The organism is Citrobacter youngae (genome assembly GCF_003818115.1).
Taxonomy (GTDB): domain Bacteria; phylum Pseudomonadota; class Gammaproteobacteria; order Enterobacterales; family Enterobacteriaceae; genus Citrobacter; species Citrobacter youngae.
The window spans coordinates 89,795-111,345 of the sequence record NZ_RPOI01000006.1 but is presented as its reverse complement, the minus strand read 5'-3'; the positions used below and the strand labels follow the sequence as shown (position 1 = coordinate 111,345).

Sequence of the window (21,551 nt, the reverse complement as noted above, 5' to 3'; positions counted from 1 at the left end):
ACCGTTTATCCGGTGGTTTAAAAACCAGGATCCCAATCTACTTCGATAGTACGAGTAGCGAGATCGACTTTCTTGATAACCTGCCCATCGAGGAACGGCACAAGACGTTCCTTGATACCAAACGCATCTTTCAGGTTTGCCTTGATGACGATGACGTCATTAGAACCGGTTTCCATCATATCGACGACTTTACCGAGATCGTAGCCTTCAGTGGTCACTACCTGGCAGCCCATAAGGTCTTTCCAGTAGTAGGAACCATCTTCCAGCGCTGGCAACTGCGAGGAATCCACGACAATTTCGCAATTAGTCAGTAGATTCGCCGAATCACGATCGTCAACGCCTTTCAGCTTGATGATCAGATCCTGATTGTGGTGCTTCCAGCTTTCCAGCTGTACTTGCTGCCACTGACCCGCCTTCTGGATAAACCAGGGCTGATAGTCAAAAATGCTTTCGGCGTCTTCAGTGGAAGAAAACACTCTGAGCCAACCACGGATACCGTAAGAAGACCCCATTTTCCCCAAAACGATGGGTTCTACAGGAGCCTGTGCGGCGAGTTGCTTGCTCATCATGACCACCGTGACAGATTAAGCTGCTTTGTTTGCTGCTTTGATCAGCGTAGCTACGCGATCAGAAATAGTCGCGCCCTGGCCAACCCAGTGAGCGATGCGATCCAGATCCAGGCGAGTGCCTTCTTCTTTTTCGCTAGCGATTGGGTTAAAGAAGCCAACGCGCTCGATGAAGCGACCGTTGCGTGCATTACGGCTGTCGGTAACAACAACCTGGTAGAACGGACGCTTTTTAGCGCCGTGACGAGCTAAACGAATAGTAACCATAACATCCTCTTGTGTGAATAAAACACCCAGGCCCCATCGAGGAACGGAGCCCGGGTGTCATATTAAAAGCCCGAAAATTTTACTGATTTCTGGGGAAAATGCAATCAGCAGTTGATAACTCTGCTATAAAAGGCCGTCGGCGGTGCCGTCAGTTCGGTGCCGGCGTGCGCGCAGCCACCGGAGCGTACACGCAGTACGTGAGGATGGCGAGCACACCCCGGTGCCGAAATGGCAAACAAGCCAGGCCGATTAGCGACCAGGGAATCCTGGGGGCATCATCCCTTTCATATTCCGCATCATCTTCGCCATTCCGCCCTTCTTCATTTTCTTCATCATGCGCTGCATGTCGTCGAACTGTTTCAGAAGACGGTTAACGTCCTGTACCTGCATCCCGCAGCCCAGTGCGATACGGCGTTTGCGGGAGCCTTTGATGATTTCCGGCTTAGCGCGTTCTTTCATCGTCATCGAGTTGATGATGGCTTCCATACGCACCAGCACTTTATCGTCCATCTGCGATTTCACGTTGTCAGGGATCTGCCCCATGCCCGGCAGCTTGCCCATCAGGCTGGCCATGCCGCCCATGTTTTTCATCTGCTTAAGCTGTTCAAGGAAATCGTTCAGATCGAAGCCGTCGCCTTTTTTCAGCTTGCTTGCTAATTTCTCTGCCTGTGCACGGTCAACTTTGCTTTCGATATCTTCGATCAGCGACAGCACGTCGCCCATGCCGAGAATACGTGAGGCAATTCTGTCCGGATGGAACGGCTCCAGCGCTTCCGTTTTCTCACCAACGCCGAGGAATTTAATCGGCTTACCAGTGATATGACGAATAGACAATGCCGCACCGCCACGGGCGTCACCATCGACTTTAGTCAGTACCACACCGGTCAGCGGCAGTGCTTCGTTAAACGCTTTCGCAGTATTCGCAGCATCCTGACCGGTCATGGCATCGACAACAAACAGCGTTTCTACCGGTTTGATAGAAGCGTGGACCTGTTTGATTTCGTCCATCATCGCTTCATCAACATGCAGACGACCGGCGGTATCCACCAGTAGCACGTCGTAGAATTTGAGCTTAGCTTCTTTCAGCGCGGCATTAACAATATCAATCGGCTTCTGGCCGACATCCGACGGGAAGAAGTCCACGCCGACCTGTTCGGCCAACGTTTCCAGCTGTTTGATCGCCGCCGGGCGATAGACGTCGGCAGAGACCACCAGCACTTTCTTCTTGTGCTTCTCGCGCAGGAATTTACCCAGCTTACCGACGCTGGTGGTTTTACCCGCACCCTGCAGGCCCGCCATCAGCACCACGGCCGGTGGCTGTGCCGCCAGGTTTAGCGTCTGGTTCTCTTCGCCCATCGCCGAAACCAGTTCGCTACGAACGATTTTAACGAACTCCTGACCCGGGGTCAGGCTCTTGTTAACTTCGTGACCAACCGCTTTCTCTTTTACGCGATTGATAAACTCACGCACTACCGGCAGCGCAACGTCAGCCTCCAGTAGCGCCATGCGCACTTCGCGCAGCGTCTCTTTAACGTTGTCTTCAGTAAGGCGTCCACGGCCACTGATATTGCGCAGCGTGCGCGACAAACGATCGGTTAAATTATCAAACATTGTCTCTCGCCTGGGGTGGAAACGGTCGGTCGCGACAGCGACACATCAACAGAAATTTGTCGCAGTATAACATGAAGCCGCCTTTGTTGTTATGCAACGGTTGGAGCAGCGGTCACGTAACGCTATACTGCTTTTCTTTATCCTTGGCCAACTGTCGACACCCATATGCCCGTTTTTGCTCTGTTAGCCCTTGTCGCCTATTCCGTCAGCCTTGCGCTGATCGTTCCCGCCCTGCTGCAAAAAAACAGCGGCTGGCGGCGTATGGCTATTCTTTCTGCGGTTATCGCGCTGGTCTGTCACGCGTTTGCCCTGGAAGCACGTATTCTGCCAGGTGGTGAAAGCGGACAAAACCTGAGCCTGCTGAACGTCGGTTCTCTGGTTAGCCTGATGATCTGTACTGTCATGACCATTGTGGCCTCGCGCAACCGCGGCTGGCTATTGCTACCGATCGTCTATGCGTTTGCATTAATCAATCTGGCATGCGCTACGTTTATGCCCAACGAATACATCACCCATCTCGAAGCAACTCCAGGCATGATGATTCACATCGGGTTATCGCTGTTCGCTTACGCCACGCTGATTATCGCCGCGCTCTATGCGCTGCAACTGGCATGGATTGACTACCAGTTGAAAAACAAAAAACTGGCCTTCAGCAATGAAATGCCACCGCTGATGAGCATTGAGCGGAAGATGTTTCATATCACCCAGATAGGCGTGGTTCTGCTGACGCTGACGCTGTGTACTGGCCTGTTTTATATGCACAACCTGTTCAGCACAGAAAATATTGATAAAGCCGTTCTGTCTATCGTGGCATGGTTTGTCTATATCGTTCTGCTGTGGGGACATTACCATGAAGGCTGGCGCGGACGTCGTGTCGTCTGGTTTAACGTCGCAGGCGCAGGTATTCTGACGCTGGCCTATTTCGGCAGCCGCATCCTGCAGCAGTTCGTGAGTTAAATCTTTAAGGAACCCTACGTGGAACACATCTCCACCACCACGCTTATTGTCACGCTTCTCATTATGGTGGTCATTTCCGCCTATTTTTCCGGTTCCGAAACCGGAATGATGACCCTGAACCGCTACCGTCTGCGACACCGGGCAAAACAGGGAAATCGTCAGGCAAAACGCGTTGAGAAATTACTTCGTAAGCCCGACCGTCTGATAAGCCTGGTCCTCATTGGCAACAACCTGGTGAATATTTTGGCCTCCGCACTCGGTACCATTGTCGGTATGCGTCTGTATGGCGATGCGGGCGTGGCAATCGCCACCGGGGTCCTGACCTTTGTGGTACTGGTATTTGCTGAAGTATTGCCCAAAACCATTGCCGCGCTGTATCCAGAAAAAGTGGCCTATCCCAGCAGCGTGTTGTTAGCGCCACTGCAAGTACTGATGATGCCGCTTGTCTGGTTACTGAATACCATCACGCGTCTGCTGATGCGGATGATGGGCATCAAAACGGATATCGTGGTGAGCGGTTCGCTGAGTAAAGATGAACTACGCACGCTGGTGAATGAATCGCGCTCGCAAATCTCTCGTCGTAACCAGGATATGCTGCTGTCCGTGCTGGACCTGGAAAAAGTCAGCGTCGATGACATTATGATCCCGCGTAACGAAATCATCGGTATCGATATTAACGATGACTGGAAGTCTATCGTCCGCCAACTTTCTCACTCCCCGCACGGGCGTATTGTGCTGTACCGCGACTCGCTGGACGATGCCATTAGCATGTTGCGCGTGCGTGAAGCGTGGCGACTCATGGCCGAGAAAAAGGAGTTCACCAAAGAGACCATGCTACGCGCCGCCGACGAGATCTACTTTGTCCCGGAAGGCACCCCGCTCAGCACTCAGTTGATCAAATTTCAGCGTAATAAGAAGAAGGTCGGCCTGGTGGTCAACGAATATGGCGATATTCAGGGGTTGGTCACCGTTGAAGATATTCTGGAGGAGATTGTCGGTGACTTCACCACTTCAATGTCACCAACGCTTGCCGAAGAAGTCACGCCGCAGAATGACGGTTCAGTAATTATTGATGGCAGCGCCAACGTTCGTGAAATCAATAAGGCATTTAACTGGCATTTGCCGGAAGATGATGCGCGAACGGTAAACGGTATTATCCTTGAAGCACTGGAAGAGATCCCCGTTGCCGGCACGCGAGTGCGTATTGGGCAGTACGATATCGATATTCTCGACGTGCAGGACAATATGATTAAGCAGGTGCAGGTATTGCCGGTCAAACCGCTACGAGAAAGCGTATCTGACCAATGAGGATAATCCAGACCGGGTAACGCATCAGCACTACCCGGTCTGAGGCTGATTAGCTTTTTGCTTTCGCCACAGACACCATTGCCGCGCGAATGGTACGTCCATTAAGGGTATAGCCTTTCTGCATGACCATCAGCACGTTACCGGCAGCAACTTCATCAGACTCAACCATTGCAATAGCCTGGTGTACGTTCGGGTCCATCGGCACATCGATATCCGCAACCACCTGCACGCCAAACTTCGCCACAACATCCAGCATCGACTTGCGGGTCAGTTCAATACCTTCAACCATCGCCGCCATCGCGTCATTATCTTTGTTCGCCACTTCCAGCGCGCGATCCAGGCTATCCAGCACCGGCAGCAGTTCGTTGACGAATTTTTCCAACGCAAATTTATGCGCTTTTTCTACGTCCAGTTCGGTACGACGACGCAGGTTTTCCATTTCCGCTTTGATACGCAACACGCTGTCACGCTCGCGCGTTTCAGCTTCTGCAAGCTGAGCCTCCAGATTCGCAATCTTTTCATCGCGCGGATCCACCTGCTCAGCAGAAGCGTCTGATTCTACCGCCTCAACTTCTTCGTGCTGATCCATGATAATTTCTTCCGGGGCTTGCCCCTCAGGCGTTTTCTGTTCTTTACTACTCATGAATTTCTCCGCGTTTTTTTCGCATTCATCTCGCTAACCTGGATTATTATGGGGATAAGATTCAGGGTTTCAAGGGAAGTACTCACATTGTCACTAATCTTCGTTACAAGGACCTCGAGAAAATGAACAAACATTTCAAGTGTATTGGCATTGTGGGGCATCCACGTCACCCCACTGCACTGACCACACATGAAATGCTCTACCGCTGGCTGTGCGTCAAAGGTTATGAGGTTATCGTTGAGCAACAAATCGCCCACGAGCTGCAGTTGAAAAATGTGAAAACCGGTACGCTCGCAGAAATTGGTCAGCAAGCAGACCTCGCCGTAGTCGTCGGTGGCGACGGCAATATGCTGGGGGCCGCACGCACCCTGGCACGTTATGACATCAAAGTTATCGGGATTAACCGCGGCAATCTCGGTTTTCTGACCGACCTTGACCCAGACAATGCACAACAACAGTTAGCTGACGTACTGGAAGGCCACTACATCAGCGAAAAGCGCTTTTTACTCGAAGCCCAGGTGTGCCAGCAGGATTGCCAGAAGCGTATTAGCACGGCCATCAATGAAGTTGTGCTGCACCCCGGTAAAGTGGCGCACATGATTGAATTTGAAGTCTATATCGATGAAATCTTTGCCTTCTCCCAGCGTTCAGACGGGCTAATTATCTCCACCCCGACCGGCTCTACCGCCTATTCGCTCTCTGCCGGAGGTCCCATCCTCACCCCTTCCCTGGATGCTATTACGCTGGTGCCGATGTTCCCGCATACGCTTTCCGCGCGACCGCTGGTAATCAACAGTAGCAGTACCATTCGCCTGCGCTTTTCTCATCGCCGCAACGATCTTGAGATCAGCTGTGACAGCCAGATCGCCCTGCCTATCCAGGAAGGTGAAGACGTATTGATTCGCCGCTGTGATTATCATCTGAACCTGATACACCCAAAAGATTACAGTTATTTCAATACATTAAGCACTAAATTAGGCTGGTCAAAAAAATTATTCTAATTTAACGTCAACCTCTTTACTGTATAAAAAACCAGTTTATACTGTATGTAATCACAGTTATGGTTTTTCATACAGGAAAACAACTATGTTGGCACAACTGACCATCAGCAATTTTGCTATCGTTCGTGAACTGGAGATCGATTTCCAAAGCGGAATGACCGTCATCACCGGCGAGACCGGTGCGGGTAAATCCATTGCCATTGATGCTCTCGGGTTGTGTCTGGGCGGGCGGGCAGAGGCCGACATGGTGCGTACAGATGCCACACGCGCCGATCTGTGCGCGCGCTTCTCTTTAAAAGATACCCCTGCGGCGCTACGCTGGCTGGAAGAGAACCAGCTTGAAGAAGGTCGTGAGTGTTTGTTACGCCGCGTAATCAGCAGCGACGGACGCTCCCGCGGATTTATCAATGGCACTGCCGTTCCCCTGTCACAGCTCCGTGAACTGGGCCAGTTGCTTATTCAAATCCATGGCCAGCATGCACATCAACTCCTGACAAAATCGGAACACCAAAAGTCCCTGCTTGATGGTTACGCTAATGAAGCATCCCTGATTCAGGAAATGTCCGCGCGCTACCAGCTTTGGCACCAAAGCTGCCGCGACCTAGCGCATCATCAGCAACAAAGCCAGGAGCGCGCTGCCCGGGCGGAACTGTTGCAATATCAGTTAAAAGAGCTGAACGAATTCAACCCCCAGGCAGGCGAGTTTGAGCAAATTGATGAAGAGTACAAGCGTCTGGCTAACAGCGGGCAGTTGCTCACCACCAGCCAGCAAGCGCTGGCGATCATGGCAGACGGCGAAGACGTTAATCTGCAAAGCCAGCTGTACACGGCAAAACAGTTGGTTAGTGAACTGGCAGGAATGGACGGTAAGCTCTCCGGTATTCTGGACATGCTGGAAGAGGCGACAATCCAGCTCAGCGAAGCCAGCGATGAGTTGCGCCACTATTGCGATCGTCTGGATTTAGACCCTAACCGTTTGTTCGAACTTGAGCAGCGTATTTCCAGACAAATTTCATTGGCGCGAAAGCATCATGTTGCCCCTGAAGCGCTGCCACAGTTCTATCAGTCATTGCTGGATGAACAACAGCAGCTTGACGATCAGGCTGACTCGCTCGAAACCTTAACCCTGGCGGTAAACACGCACCACCAGCAGGCGCTGGAAACGGCAAAAATGCTGCACCAACAGCGCCAGCATTATGCTCAGGAATTGGGGAAACTCATCACAGAAAGCATGCATGCTCTCTCGATGCCGCACGGTGTCTTTTGCATTGATGTGAAATTTGAGGAACACCATCTGAGCGCAGACGGTGCCGATCGTGTGGAATTCAAAGTTACCACTAACCCGGGTCAGCCGTTACAGCCGATTGCGAAAGTCGCTTCCGGTGGTGAGTTGTCGCGCATTGCGCTGGCTATTCAGGTGATTACCGCGCGTAAAATGGAAACTCCTGCGCTGATTTTCGATGAAGTCGACGTTGGTATCAGTGGTCCGACGGCAGCGGTTGTGGGTAAGCTACTGCGTCAATTGGGTGAATCAACCCAGGTGATGTGTGTGACTCACCTGCCGCAGGTTGCTGGCTGCGGTCATCAACATTTCTATGTCAGCAAAGAAACTGACGGCGCAATGACCGAAACACACATGCAGCCGCTGGATAAACGCGCTCGCCTGCAGGAATTAGCCCGCCTGCTTGGCGGTAGCGAAGTGACGCGTAATACCCTCGCAAATGCAAAAGAACTGCTGGCGGCATAAACTTTTTTACCTTGTGACGGTCTGAGTTCAACATAAAATCGCCGACCGACCCGACAGCAAAAGGTTTTAAAGTGGTGAAAGGTCTATTATCATCGGCATATTACATATGAGCCGCGTACTGCTCGGGCCCGAAAAGGAATCAAATCACTATGCGCTGTAAAACGCTGACTGCTGCTGCAGCAGTACTACTGATGTTGACTGCAGGCTGTTCCACTCTGGAGCGAGTGGTTTACCGCCCTGACATCAACCAGGGAAATTATCTGACACCTACCGATGTCGCCAAAGTGCGTACAGGTATGACGCAACAGCAAGTTGCTTATGCACTGGGTACACCAATGATGTCCGATCCTTTTGGTACTAACACCTGGTTTTATGTGTTCCGTCAGCAGCCAGGGCATGAAGGCGTTACTCAGCAAACGCTGACGCTGACCTTTAACAGCAGCGGCGTATTAACCAACATTGATAACAAACCTGCTCTGACCGACAACAAGTAGGTTTGAGAGATCAAAAAAAGGTGCTCAATGAGCACCTTTTTTATTGTCTGTTATTTTTTAGCGGATTTCTCTGCCCGCTGCCTGCGCAGTTCTTTCGGATCAGCAATCAATGGCCGATAAATTTCCACCCGATCGCCGTCATGCAAAACATCAGCAAGCTTTACCGGACGGCTGTAGATGCCCACCTTATTTTTGCTGAGATCGATATCAGTACGTAGCTCCAGCAATCCCGAAGCGCGAATCGCCTCTTCGACGGTTGCGCCCTGCTGCAACGTCACGCGCTGTAGATACTGTTTCTCGGGCAGCGCGTACGCTACTTCAACGACAATTTTAGCCGACGCTGACACTGTAAACCTCTTTCGCGCGAACCGTGAAGGCCTGCACCATATTAGAAGCCAGCTCTTTAAAGATGCGGCCAAACGCCAGTTCGATTAACTTATTGGTGAACTCAAAATCGAGATGAAACTCAATACGACACGCTTCATGACTTAGTGGCGTAAACTTCCAGCCGCCAATCAGTTTCTTGAACGGTCCATCGACCAGATGCATCAGGATGCTCTGGTTACTGGTCAGTTGATTACGCGTGGTGAACGTTTTGCTGATCCCTGCTTTCGAGACATCCACAGCGGCCGTCATTTGCCCCGGAGTCGACTCCAGGACGCGGCTTCCGGTGCAACCCGGTAAAAACTGAGGATAGGATTTAACATCATTCACTAACTGATACATCTGTTCCGCACTGTAAGGTACTAAAGCGGTCCGGCTAATCTGAGGCATAACAATTTCCATCAATATCAATCGTGCAAATAATACCATTTATCATCCGCTAAAAAAAACGCTATAGCCCAACTCGTGCTAAGATAGCGCCTTGCGCCCCGCTGGATGAAATGGGGTGTTTTTCAATTCCAGATTACCTATACTGAGCGGCATTATGACGAAGAAAAAAGCACACAAACCTGGCTCAGCCACAATCGCGCTCAACAAGCGCGCACGACACGAATACTTTATTGAAGAAGAGTTCGAAGCTGGACTCGCACTGCAAGGCTGGGAAGTCAAATCCCTGCGCGCAGGAAAGGCCAATATTGGCGATAGCTATGTCATTCTCAAAGACGGCGAAGCGTTCCTGTTTGGCGCCAACTTCACGCCGATGGCCGTTGCCTCAACGCACGTCGTGTGTGACCCTACTCGCACCCGTAAGCTTCTGTTAAACCAACGCGAACTTGACTCCTTATATGGACGCATGAATCGTGACGGTTACACCGTCGTGGCACTTTCGCTGTACTGGAAGAATGCCTGGTGCAAAGTCAAAATTGGCGTCGCAAAAGGGAAGAAACAGCACGACAAGCGTTCCGATGTAAAAGAACGTGAGTGGCAGTTGGACAAAGCTCGTATTATGAAAAATGCAGGTCGATAAATCCCCTCTCAGCGGCCAGTCTCTCATCATGAGGCTGGCTCTTATTGTTTAGTTATTGAAACCCACCCATTATATTCACCAAAATTATAGTTTTTACACCGCTGAATCGTTCAAACCTAAAATAGTCTTTTCATTATTTTATCGGGTCCATAGCTTAATAAAATAAAACTTCAAGAGCGTATCGTTTATATTTTACGCCTCACCAATAACACTATTATTACTGGTGTTTATTAGATTTGTAAAAAACCACAAAGAAGAAAAAACAACTTTATATACAGCAAGTTAGATTTCAACAACAACCAAAACACGTACTGGAAAGTATCCTTTTCAATTACCTCAATGTATTTTTAATATAGATAATTTGCGTAATACATCCTTTCTGACTATATCATCTAATACGAAAGAACTATTCAGACTCAGGGGCCCTGACGTATTCGAAAAACAAACTGATACTTGCGTGACCTAATCAATGAAACCACATGTGCAAACTCATCTATACGATGAACGGGCACCTGTCAGCTCATTCTCCCAACACGCTATTGTGGATTAATACTCTCGGCCTGCCATCAGGAGTGAATATATGCGTCTACTCGCCGTTGTATCAAAATTGACTGGTGTTTCCACAAATATTGAAGCTTCAGAAGTCACGCTCAATTCACCTTCCATCGTGAAGCTGTCTGTTTCTCGTGAAGAAATCAGTCAGCTTACCCGCGTAAATCAGGATCTGATTGTCACACTCCGCTCTGGTGAAACTATCACAATTAAAAACTTTTACGTTGGCAAAGGTGATGAACAAAGCCAGCTCGTACTTGAAGATAGCAACGGCGCACTATGGTGGGTTCAGGATACGGATGGCGCATTCCACTATCAGCATCTGGACGATCTCACCCCATTGATGGCGAGCGAAGGCAGTCATGAAGGAGGCGCAGTTTGGCCCTGGGTTCTTGGCGGGATCGCGGTCGCTGGCGGAGTTGGCCTCGCTGCAGGTGGCGGCGGTGGCGGTGGCGGTGGCGGTGGCGGTGGCGGTGGCGGTGGCGGTGGGGGGAGCGATAACAACGCCGGAAACGATAATGGTGGGAACGGCAATAGCAATGGCAACGGCAATGGCAACGGCGATGGCAACGGCGATGGTGGCGATCCGCCGACAACAACCCCTAACATGCCAGACGTGCCCGTTATTACCAGCGTGATCGATAATCAGGAGCTGATTACAGGCCCTGTCAATCAGCAGGAATCCACCAACGATAATACGCCTACTCTTCAGGGCACTGGCCCCGCAAATGCCACCTTACATATTTTTGATAACGGTGTCGAAATAGGACAGGTCACTATCGATGCCAACGGCAACTGGACGTTTACTCCATCTTCCCCGCTCGCGGAAGGCGCTCACCAGTTTACGGTCAGCGCATCAAACAATGCGGGCAGCAGCGCAATCTCAGACAGTTGGGTCATTACCGTCGATACCACCCCACCTGCCGCCGCAGTAATTTCTTCAGTGAACCTGGAAGGCACCATGGTGACGGGTAGTGCAGAGCCCGGAAGCACTGTCACCATCATTGGCAGTAACAACCAGGTTCTGGGTTCAGCAATCGTCGGTTCAGGCGGCACCTTCACTATTGGCATATCACCCTCGCAAACACATGGTGAAACGCTGACAGCAAAGATTCAGGATGAAGCAGGCAATATAGGGCCAGATACCTCATTCAGTGCCTCAAATTCCGGTTATCCAGGCGTCCCCGTGATTGTCAGCGTTATGGATGATGTCGCGCCCTCCGTTGGGTCATTGACCAACAATCAGTCCACTAATGATGCGACCCCAACGCTTTCCGGGACAGCTGACGCCAACAGTACGGTTAAAATTTACAATAACGGGGCATATATCGACAGCGTCGTCGCCGACAGCAACGGTAGTTGGGACTGGACCTCCAGCACAAACTTGCGGGACGGCTCATACGCCTTCACCGCTACGGCAACCAACCACCTGGGTACGGGGGGAATATCGACGGCATTCAATATCAATATCGATACTCAGCCGCCGTTATCACCAGACAATCTGAACGTATCTGCCGATGGTGCTGTCGTCACTGGTACGGCTGAACCCGGCAGTACCGTGACTATAACCGACAATAATAATCATTTAATCGGCAGTGGCGTTACCGGGCCAGATGGCTCGTTTACTATCACCATAAACCCACCACAAACCAATGGCGAAACCATAGCCGCTATCGCTACCGATCCAGCAGGAAACCCGAGTTTGCCAGAAACAGCACTCGCTCCCGATATCACCGCCCCGCTACCGCCCGCAAACCTGACAATCAATAACGCGGGCGATGAGGTTTCCGGCACGGCAGAGCCCAACAGTACCGTACATATTCTCAATCCTGGTGGCACTATCATTGGCACGACCACCGCTGATGCTGACGGAGATTTCACCGCCACACTGGTTCCGCCACAAACGAACGGCGAACATCTTGTCGCCAATGCAACGGATGCAGCAGGTAATACCAGTGATAACACAGCAGTCACCGCACCAGACAGCACCGCCCCTGACGCACCGACAGGGGTAATTGTCGCCGGGGATGGTGGTTCAGTCAGTGGACATGCTGAAATCGGCAGCACTATCACCGTAAAAGACAGCAACGGGAATACGATTGGCGTGGGTCAGGCAGACAGCGGCGGTCACTTTGCCGTGTCGATCACCCCGTCACAAAACAATGGTGAAACGGTAAAAGTGACCGCAACGGACAGCGCAGGCAACGAAAGTCTGCCCGCTTCCGCGCTGGCTCCGGATATTACCGCGCCAGACCAACCGATTATTATTGCCGTCTTAGATGATGTTCCCGACGTCATCGGAAAAATTGATAACAACACGCTGACAAACGACGATAAACCGGAAATTAAGGGCACCGCCGAAGCGGGCTCGCAGGTAAAAATTTATGATAATGGCACCCTGCTAACCACCGTTACCGCCGATATCAATGGTAACTGGGACTACACGCCGACCACCGCGCTGAGCCAGGGCGCACACGTGTTTACGGTTACGGCAACTGATGCCGCCAACAACACCAGTAGCGCCGCCAGTTGGAAAATCATTGTCGATAGCGTCGCGCCGACCGTCCCGGTTATTACTCTGATTAGCGATGACGTCGGAACCATCACCGGTAACATCGCGAATAACAACTGGGTAACCAACGACAACACGCCGACCCTCTCCGGGACCGGCGAGCCAGGCTCGCTGGTGAACCTGTATGATAATGGTTTGCTGATGACGGTGATGCTCATCGACAAGTCAGGTACCTGGAGCTATACCGTCCCGGACAACAAGCAGCTTGCCGATCGCGACCATCATTTTACAGTATCAGCAACAGATGCCGCCGGTAACGTCGTCACCTCCCCCGTCACTGTCACCATTACCGTTGACACCCAGCCTCCTGGGGCTCCGGTTATTTCAGCCGCCACGGATGACGTCGGGAATGCGCCAACCGATCTGCCCTCCGGTAGCCGTTCAAACGATACCCTGCCGTCACTGAAGGGGACCGGAGAAGTTGGCTCCACCATCACTATCTACGATGGTGCCACACCGATTGGAACGACCACCGTTGTGGCCGGAGGAAGCTGGAGTTTCCCGGTCACCCAGCCACTTAGTGAAGGCTCGCACACATTGTCAGCTATCGCGACAGATGCGGCGGGTAACGCCAGTACCGCCGGAAGTTTCATGCTGACTGTCGATACAACACCACCCGCGGCCCCGATCATCACCTCAGCGGAAGGGCTTATTGGCATTGAAACTAAAGCACTGAGTAATGGCGGCAGCACGAAAAGCGACAACCCTAAACTGTCCGGAACAGGTGAGCCGGGTGCGACAATTACGATTTATGAGAATGGCGGCCTCGCCGGCATCACTACCGTACAGCCAGACGGCACCTGGACATTTACCCCGACCTCACTTGCCGATGGGCCGCATAAATTCACCGCCACGGCGACCGACGCGGCGGGCAACACAGGGATCCCATCGGCGGGCTTTACGCTGACGGTGGATAATCTGCCGCCAACGCAACCGCTCCCGCCCACCATTACGGACGACGTCAATCCGATAACCGGGGTCGTGACAAACGGCATAACTAACGACACCACGCCAACGTTCAGCGGCACGGGGAGTGTCGGCGATCTCATTACCCTCTATCTTAATGGCAACTCTTCGTCGCAGGGTACCGCAACGGTTGGGGCAGACGGTAGCTGGAGCTTTACACCATCAGTGCCACTTCCCCAGGATGTTTATCAGGTGACCATTACGGCGACCGATCCGGCTGGCAACGTCAGCCCGCCATCAGATGCCATCCTCCTGGAGATCGATACAACGCCCTCTGCCTCCCCTGTTATTCTTGCCGTCAATGATAATGTCGGTGGTTTCCAGGGCGATCTTGCACCTGGCGCAATAACAGATGATACGACGCCAACTATTCGCGGAACCGGCACTGACGGCGACACGATCACGCTGTACAACGGCAGTACGATTATCGGTACCACAACGGTGGTTGGCACCACCTGGAGTATTACTCCTGGGACGGCACTGGCAAACGGGAGTTATACGCTAACGGCCATTGCAACCGATGCGGCGGGGAACGCCAGTACCCCATCAAACAGCGTAGCGTTTACGGTTAGCAGCACCGTGCTGACCCTACCGCAGGTTACAGATATTGAAGATGACGCTGGCGTCATTATCGGTTCATTGACCAACGGTAGCGTCACGGATGATACCACCCCAACAATCAGCGGGACCGGTGCGCCGGGCAGTACGGTAGTCATTTTCGATGGCGGCAATCCCATTGCCGAAACCCTCGTTGCGGCGAATGGTAGCTGGAGTATTGAGATTACGCTGACGGGCGATGGCCCGCACACGCTGACGTTCGGCGCCAGGGATCCCGCGGGTAATTCCCTGGCGGCAGGAAACCCTGTGATGTTGATACTCGATACGCAGCCTCCTGCCGAGCCAATCGTCACCTATGTTGACCCGAACGGCACGCTGGTGAGCGGGACAGCCGAGCCGGGCAGTACCGTCATCATCAGAAATGGTACCACGGTACTGGGTCAGGGCATTGCGAACAGCGTTACAGGTGTCTACACCGTCACGATATCACCCGCACAAACTACGGGGCAGAATCTGAATGCAATCACCCAGGATCAGGCGGGCAATAGCAGCGACCCTACGCCGTTTAACGCGGCCACTTCCAGTATTCCGCATCCGCCAACTCTCGAAATCATTGATGATGTCTCTCCCGTTACAGGAGTGATTGGCAACGGTAAATCCACCAATGACACCTCACCGCTGTTACAAGGAACCGCCACGGCAGGAGCAACGGTTACAATTTATCAGGATGGGAATGTAATCGCTACGGTCACCGCCGATGCCGTTTCCGGCGCATGGCGCTATCCATTATCCACTCCACTGACAAACGGCACGACCTACAATTTCACCGTATCGCAAACTGTAAACTCAGAACCCAGTGGGTTGTCGCCCAATTACGCCATCACTATCGATACTGCCGCCCCACAAGCACCCGCGATCACCAGTGTGATTGACGACGTGTTACCAGGTACAGGATCGTTAGATACCGGACAAATTACCAACGATGCACGCCCGACCTTCAATGGAACCGGCGAAGCGGGTGCGACTATCACCCTTTACGATAAAGGTATCGCGATTGGCACAACCACCGTGAGTGGCAGCGGATACTGGAGCTATACTCCGACAAATGGGTTGGGAGAAGGCGAGCATATCTTTACCGCACGCGCAACGGATGCGGCAGGCAACCAGGGCGATCTATCCAACAGCTTCCGAATTATTGTCGATACGTTAATCCCAAGCGCGCCCTCTATTGTGACGGTAACGGACGACGTCGGTACCCCGCAATCCCTTACATCCGGACAGCTAACCAACGACAACACCCCAACGCTTGCTGGCGTCACCGAGGCCGATTCAGTGGTTACCATTCGCGATAATGGCGCGGTAATTGGCACAACCACCAGCGATGAAAACGGCAACTGGAGCTTTACACCGGCTCCAGCACTTAGTGAAGGCAATCATTCGTTAACCGCAACCGTCACGGATGGCGCTGGCAATATCAGCCCGGCAAGCCCACCTTTCGTTCTGGTAGTTGATACGCTGCCGCCCGCGGCGCCGAACATTACCTCGGTGATTGACGATCAACCCGGCAACACATCGCTGACTAACGGACAATTGACTAACGATGCACAACCCACGCTGAACGGCAAAGGAGAGATCGGCGCATCTATCACCATCCGCGATAAAGGCGTTGATATTGGTACAACCCAGGTTGATGAATCCGGCAACTGGAGCTTCACGCCGGATGCCCCACTGACTCAGGGGCAACACATCTTTACCGCCGTTGCCACCGACCAGGCGGGCAATATGGGTGGGGTATCTTCGTCCTTTACCCTCGAACTGGATTCTATCGCCCCACAGCCCCCCATCATTAGCACGGTGCTGGACAATACAGCGCCCACAACAGGCGCGATAACCAATGGGCAGACGACAAACGAAACACGTCCGGCACTGAGCGGCACGGGCGAAGTGGGAGCGACCATTACCGTTCTGAGCGATGGTCAACCCATTGGCACTACCACCGTGGGTGCGGGAGGTATCTGGAACTTTACCCCAACGGATGCTCTGAGCAACGGACCACATACATTGACCGTCACCGCGACCGACAGTGCAGGTAACACCAGCCTTGCGTCGAACGGCTTTGGGCTCATCGTCGATACCATATCGCCGGGTATACCCGTCATTTCTCAGGTCGCAGATGATGTCGGCCCGCTGACGGGCAATCTGAACAACGGCCAGGCCACAAATGATGCGCAACCCACGCTCAGTGGTACGGCAGAAGCCAATTCCACGATCAAAATTTATGACAATGGCACCTATCTCGGTACCGCTCCGGTAGACGCCAATGGAGCCTGGAACTTCACGCCAACAGCCGGACTTGGAAATGGTAACCATGCGCTCACGGTGACCGCCACGGATGCAGCCGGAAACGTCAGTCAGTCATCCGCCGCATTTAACATCATTGTGGATACCGTTGCCCCGCTTGCCCCCACCATTATCCAGGCCGTCGATGATGTACAGCCCGGCACCGGGACTCTGTCCAGTGGAGCCTGGACCAATGACACCCGTCCGCTGCTCAGTGGCTCAACGGAAGCGAATGCCCGGGTCGCGATTTACGATAACGGCACGCTGCTGGGGACGGTAACAGCCACAATAGATGGGACGTGGGAATATCTGCCATCCACACTGAGCAACGGCCAACATACATTCACTGCTATCGCCACCGACGCCGCAGGCAATATCGGTGCCACCTCAAGCGGATTTATTATTAATATCGATACGACCCCACCGCCAATCCCACAACTGATCTCGGTCATAGATGACATCGCAGGGGGAGTTTTCAATACAGCGCTGAACAATGGGCAGCTAACCAACGATGCCCGCCCAACGCTCAACGGTACCGCCGAAGCCGGTAGCACTGTCAGCATCTATGACGGGAACACTCTGCTTGGTACTGCGCTGGTGCAAAGCAATAATAGCTGGACATTTACTCCGACCACGCCGCTCGCGACCGGGTCCCATACCTTCACTGTGACCGCTACCGATGCGGCAGGTAATACCAGCGGCGCAACAGCAGGTTTTACCGTGGTGGTGGACACCACAGCCCCGGCACAGCCTTCAATAAGTAGCATTATTGATGATGTTGGCCCCAACACCGGTGCGATTGGCAGCAACCAGCCCACCAATGACTCACGCCCAACCCTGAACGGATCCACAGAGGCCAACGCGCGAGTCGATATTTATGATAATGGCAGTTTTGTTATCAGCGTAACGGCTGACAGCACCGGCAACTGGAGTTACACGCCGTCCACTGCTCTGGCTCAAGGGGCTCATTCTTTTACCATCACGGCGACAGATGCGGCGGGGAATACCAGTGGATTATCGTCTGCGGCAGCCATTGTGGTCGATACCATCGCACCCGGTGTTCCAACCGGGCTGGCGGTCAACGCCAATGGTACGGCGTTAACCGGCGTGGCCGAAGCGAACAGTACGGTCATTATCACCTCTGGTAGCGGAACGGTACTCGGCACCACGACAGCGAATGCTTCCGGTAACTTCACCTTTACCCTGAATCCACCGCAAATTAGTGGACAAACGCTGCTGGTTAGCGCACAGGACGCCGCAGGCAACATCGGTACGGCGGGTAACGTGCTGGCCCCGTTTACCGGCGTACCGCCTGCGCCAGTGATCTCCAGCGTATTCGATGATGTCGGCACTATCACGGGCCTGGTCACCGCCGGGAAAACCACGAATGATACCCGCCCAACACTGAGCGGAACTGCGCAGGCAAACGCCGTTATCAACCTGTATAACAACGGCACGTTGATGGGGAGCACAACCGCAGACGGGAATGGGATCTGGAGCTTTACCCCATCCGGTGCGCTCAGCGAAGGCAACCACGCGTTTACCGCCAACGCAACAAATGCCAACGGCTCGAGCGTTTTGTCTGGCTCGTTCAGCGTCATTGTGGATACCACGCCACCGCCACCTCCTACGATTTTGATCAGCGCCGATGGCGGAACAGTGAGCGGCATTGCCGAAGCCGGCAGTACGGTGACGATATCCCTGCCTGGCGGCACCAGCGTGACAGCGGTCGCCAACAGCAGTGGCGTCTACAGTGCCGCCTTGCCTGTACGCCAGATTGAAGGTCAGTCGTTATCTGCAACGGCAACCGACGCGGCAGGTAACACGTCATCGCCTGCCAGCGTCATCGCGCCGGTACTCCCCCTGCTGGCTGAAGATAATGTCACCCGTTTGCCGCTACAGACTGACGTGACAATCAGCACTGAACATCAAAGCGATTACGGTTTCCTGCTGGTGAACGCACTGGGTAATGTCGCCAATGTGCTGGGTAACGACACGGCAAGTGTTAATTTCAGCATCCAGTCTGGCGGTAGTGGCTCCATCACCATTAACGCCGCGGCGACCGGCATTGTGCTGTCACTATTAAGCTCAATGGAGATTGTTATCCAGCGCTATGACTCCTTGCTCAACACCTGGATAACCGTGGTCGATACCTCAAAACCCAATTTTGCCAGTTTGCTGACCATCGGAGCCTCTGGAGTGACGCTCAATTATGATGGGCTGACAGGCGGGGATTATCGCGTGGTCAGCTTCAACACTAACCTGCTGGCGACTGGCGCATACACCAGCCTGGACGTTGCCGTGGTGAAAACCAACGGCGGAACCATCACTGGGGGGACCACAGAATCCGGTAACATCATCACCGATACCGATCCAACTAACGGTCAAGATAACGCCCCTTCCGGCACGCTGGTCACCGCTATCACTGACGGTAACGGCAACGTCGTGAACGTCCCGGCGGGCGGCATTGATGTGCAGGGGAAATACGGCATTCTGCATATCAATCAGAATGGTAGCTACACCTATACCCTGACCAATACGTCAATCTCAGTGTATGGCCGTTCCGAAAGTTTCACTTACACGCTAACGCATGGTAGCGATCACTCCTCGGCAAAACTGGTGGTCACGCTGGGTCAGGCCCCGACCACCAGTACGGTAACGGCGGCAGACGATGTGGCTGCGCTGACTTACGGGACGCAGGTCATCGCAGTCGACAACCATCCATCACAACAAACCGGCTTCACGCTCGCCAGTGTTGGTTTGGGACAATTGCTGGATGTCAGCCTGGTCAACGGTTTGACCAACCCGATTAAATTCAACGTTGATGACGGCGCGACCCGAACGATAACGGTTCAGGCCAGCGTACTTGGCGTAACGCTGGGCGGCTTTGATCTCTATGTCTACCGCTTCAACGAGTCTATTCAGCAGTATGAGCAGTACCGGGTACAACCGAACTGGGTAACCGCCCTACTGAGCGGCAATTCACCGGCGTATACCATTACGCTGCCGGGCGGTGACTATCTGTTCCTGCTTAACGCTTCCGGCGGCCTGACGCTGCTGACCAACTATACCCTGAATATTCAGGCCGATCACACCTACGCCGTCGACAGCCTGAGTGCGGCAACCAATGGAAATCTGCTGGCCAACGACTCGGCTCCGGCTAATACCGTTATCACCGAAGTGAACGGTGTCGCCGTTAACGCAACGGGCACTACCACCATTAACGGACAGTACGGCACGCTGACTATTGATGCAAAAGGGAACTACACCTACACGCTGAAAAGCGGACTGGGCGCAGACGGTATCAGCACACCGGACAGTTTCGTCTATACGGTCAAAGCCCCCAATGGCGATACAGGAAGCGCCTCGCTGAACATTACGGCGACCCCGCAAGCGCTGGACGCAGTAAATGACGTCAGCAGCATGATGGCGGTAAGTACCATTCAGGACTCTGCGGCATATGGAAGTGGCGCGCTGGGCACCGCGACAATTCCGACGCTGGGGAGCAAAGCAACCGGTACAGGTTCGTTTGATATCGCAACAAATGACGTACTGAAAGGCGCCACGCTCAACTTTAGCATCGGCACACTTATCACCGTCGGTACGCTGGGCGTAACCTGGACAATCACCGGTCCTGACGGATTCTCGCTTTCTGGCTCTGTACCCGCCAGCTCTATCAGCCTGTTAGGCAGTTCAATTGCCGTCTCGCTGGGTAATGCTGAGCTAGCCGCTGGTCATTACAGCATCAGCTTCACAGGAACAATGGGGGGACTGGCCGTTGGCAACGTCAGCATTACGCCAAACGTCACGGGTACGACATGGCACCTCAATACCTGGGACGTTAACACCACGACGGTGAATGGCAATATTTTTGATGGCAGTGATGCCGCTGGCGCGCACGATCAGCTCTCAACCGTCCATACCCAGCTCACTGTCACCGGTTTTAACGGCAGTACCGCCACCCTCAATCCGGCCGGCAGCGCCAGTAGCGCAACCATTCAGGGTCATTATGGTTCACTGACCATGAACCTGGATGGTTCATACATCTACACGCTGAAGCCGGGTACAACCGTAGCGTCGATAATCAGCAAAGAGACCTTTACCTATACGCTGAACGACCAAAACGGGCACACGGACACCGCTACGCTGACCATCAATATGAACCCGCAGATGGCAAGCACCGCACAGCATGACGTGATCACCGGATCGGTCTACGGCGATACGCTGATTTATCACCTACTCAATGCCAACGACGCTACCGGCGGTAACGGGTCAGCGGACAACTGGACCAACTTTTCACTGGCTCAGGGCGACAAAATCGACATCGGCGACCTGCTGGTAGGCTGGAACGGACAAAATGCCACGCTCGGCAACTACCTCACAGTGACCACCAGCGGTAACAACACCATCGTGTCCATTGATCGCGACGGTACAGGCAACACGTACCACACCACTAACCTCGTAACGCTGGAGAACGTACACACCACGCTCGATGAGCTGATCCAACAAAATCACATTGTGACCTGAAACGAACGCCATACCACTATAACGATATAAC

13 protein-coding genes are annotated in these 21,551 nt (G+C 53.1%); 7 read left to right on the top strand and 6 right to left on the bottom strand.

Translation table 11 applies throughout. The features are described 5' to 3' along the window. Window positions 1-17: 17 nt before the first annotated feature. The 3 genes from rimM to ffh form a co-directional block, all read right to left on the bottom strand. On the bottom strand, window positions 18-566 hold the full coding sequence (rimM, locus tag EHN13_RS05995) for a ribosome maturation factor RimM (protein ID WP_003031230.1): 549 nt from the start codon (window positions 564-566) through the stop codon (window positions 18-20). 18 nt (window positions 567-584) lie between these two features. After that, window positions 585-833, bottom strand: coding sequence for a 30S ribosomal protein S16 (rpsP, locus tag EHN13_RS05990; protein WP_003031228.1), 249 nt, complete (start codon window positions 831-833; stop codon window positions 585-587). 249 nt (window positions 834-1,082) lie between these two features. Continuing rightward, on the bottom strand, window positions 1,083-2,444 hold the full coding sequence (ffh, locus tag EHN13_RS05985; protein WP_116360775.1) for a signal recognition particle protein: 1,362 nt from the start codon (window positions 2,442-2,444) through the stop codon (window positions 1,083-1,085). A 165-nt stretch (window positions 2,445-2,609) separates the two neighbouring features. Between ffh and EHN13_RS05975 the strand changes: the two genes are divergently transcribed. Then, the gene (locus EHN13_RS05975) at window positions 2,610-3,401 is read left to right on the top strand and encodes a cytochrome C assembly family protein (protein ID WP_048212939.1); all 792 of its coding nucleotides are present in this window, start codon (window positions 2,610-2,612) and stop codon (window positions 3,399-3,401) included. Between the two features lie 18 nt (window positions 3,402-3,419). Then, complete coding sequence (locus EHN13_RS05970) at window positions 3,420-4,709, top strand: HlyC/CorC family transporter (RefSeq protein WP_101742785.1); 1,290 nt, start codon at window positions 3,420-3,422, stop codon at window positions 4,707-4,709. 49 nt (window positions 4,710-4,758) lie between these two features. Here EHN13_RS05970 and grpE read toward each other — a convergent pair whose 3' ends face one another. Continuing rightward, window positions 4,759-5,352: a nucleotide exchange factor GrpE gene (grpE, locus tag EHN13_RS05965; RefSeq protein WP_048212941.1), complete on the bottom strand. Its 594-nt coding sequence runs from the start codon at window positions 5,350-5,352 to the stop codon at window positions 4,759-4,761. Between the two features lie 122 nt (window positions 5,353-5,474). On the opposite strand from grpE, the gene nadK reads away from it, so the two are divergent. The 3 genes from nadK (at window position 5,475) to bamE (ending at window position 8,594) form a co-directional block, all read left to right on the top strand. Continuing rightward, window positions 5,475-6,353 (top strand): NAD(+) kinase, encoded by an 879-nt coding sequence (gene nadK / locus EHN13_RS05955; protein ID WP_005130436.1) that lies wholly within the window; start codon window positions 5,475-5,477, stop codon window positions 6,351-6,353. Window positions 6,354-6,438: 85 nt separating this feature from the next. After that, window positions 6,439-8,100, top strand: coding sequence for a DNA repair protein RecN (gene recN, locus EHN13_RS05950; protein WP_115601632.1), 1,662 nt, complete (start codon window positions 6,439-6,441; stop codon window positions 8,098-8,100). A 149-nt stretch (window positions 8,101-8,249) separates the two neighbouring features. Next, window positions 8,250-8,594, top strand: a complete 345-nt coding sequence (gene bamE, locus EHN13_RS05945; protein WP_003826401.1) for an outer membrane protein assembly factor BamE — start codon at window positions 8,250-8,252, stop codon at window positions 8,592-8,594. Window positions 8,595-8,644: 50 nt separating this feature from the next. Here bamE and EHN13_RS05940 read toward each other — a convergent pair whose 3' ends face one another. Continuing rightward, complete coding sequence (locus EHN13_RS05940) at window positions 8,645-8,941, bottom strand: RnfH family protein (RefSeq protein ID WP_003839823.1); 297 nt, start codon at window positions 8,939-8,941, stop codon at window positions 8,645-8,647. Further along, complete coding sequence (gene ratA, locus EHN13_RS05935; RefSeq protein ID WP_003031213.1) at window positions 8,925-9,368, bottom strand: type II toxin-antitoxin system toxin RatA; 444 nt, start codon at window positions 9,366-9,368, stop codon at window positions 8,925-8,927. Before ratA ends, EHN13_RS05940 begins: the two co-directional genes overlap by 17 nt. A 154-nt stretch (window positions 9,369-9,522) precedes the next feature. Here ratA and smpB point away from each other — a divergent pair, with 154 nt between their 5' ends. Together smpB and EHN13_RS05925 are read left to right on the top strand one after the other, a co-directional pair. After that, window positions 9,523-10,005, top strand: coding sequence for an SsrA-binding protein SmpB (gene smpB, locus EHN13_RS05930; RefSeq protein WP_003031211.1), 483 nt, complete (start codon window positions 9,523-9,525; stop codon window positions 10,003-10,005). 580 nt (window positions 10,006-10,585) lie between these two features. Continuing rightward, entirely contained in the window at window positions 10,586-21,520 is a 10,935-nt protein-coding gene (locus EHN13_RS05925; RefSeq protein WP_124021040.1) for a BapA/Bap/LapF family large adhesin, read from the top strand. The last annotated feature ends 31 nt before the right edge of the window (window positions 21,521-21,551 follow it).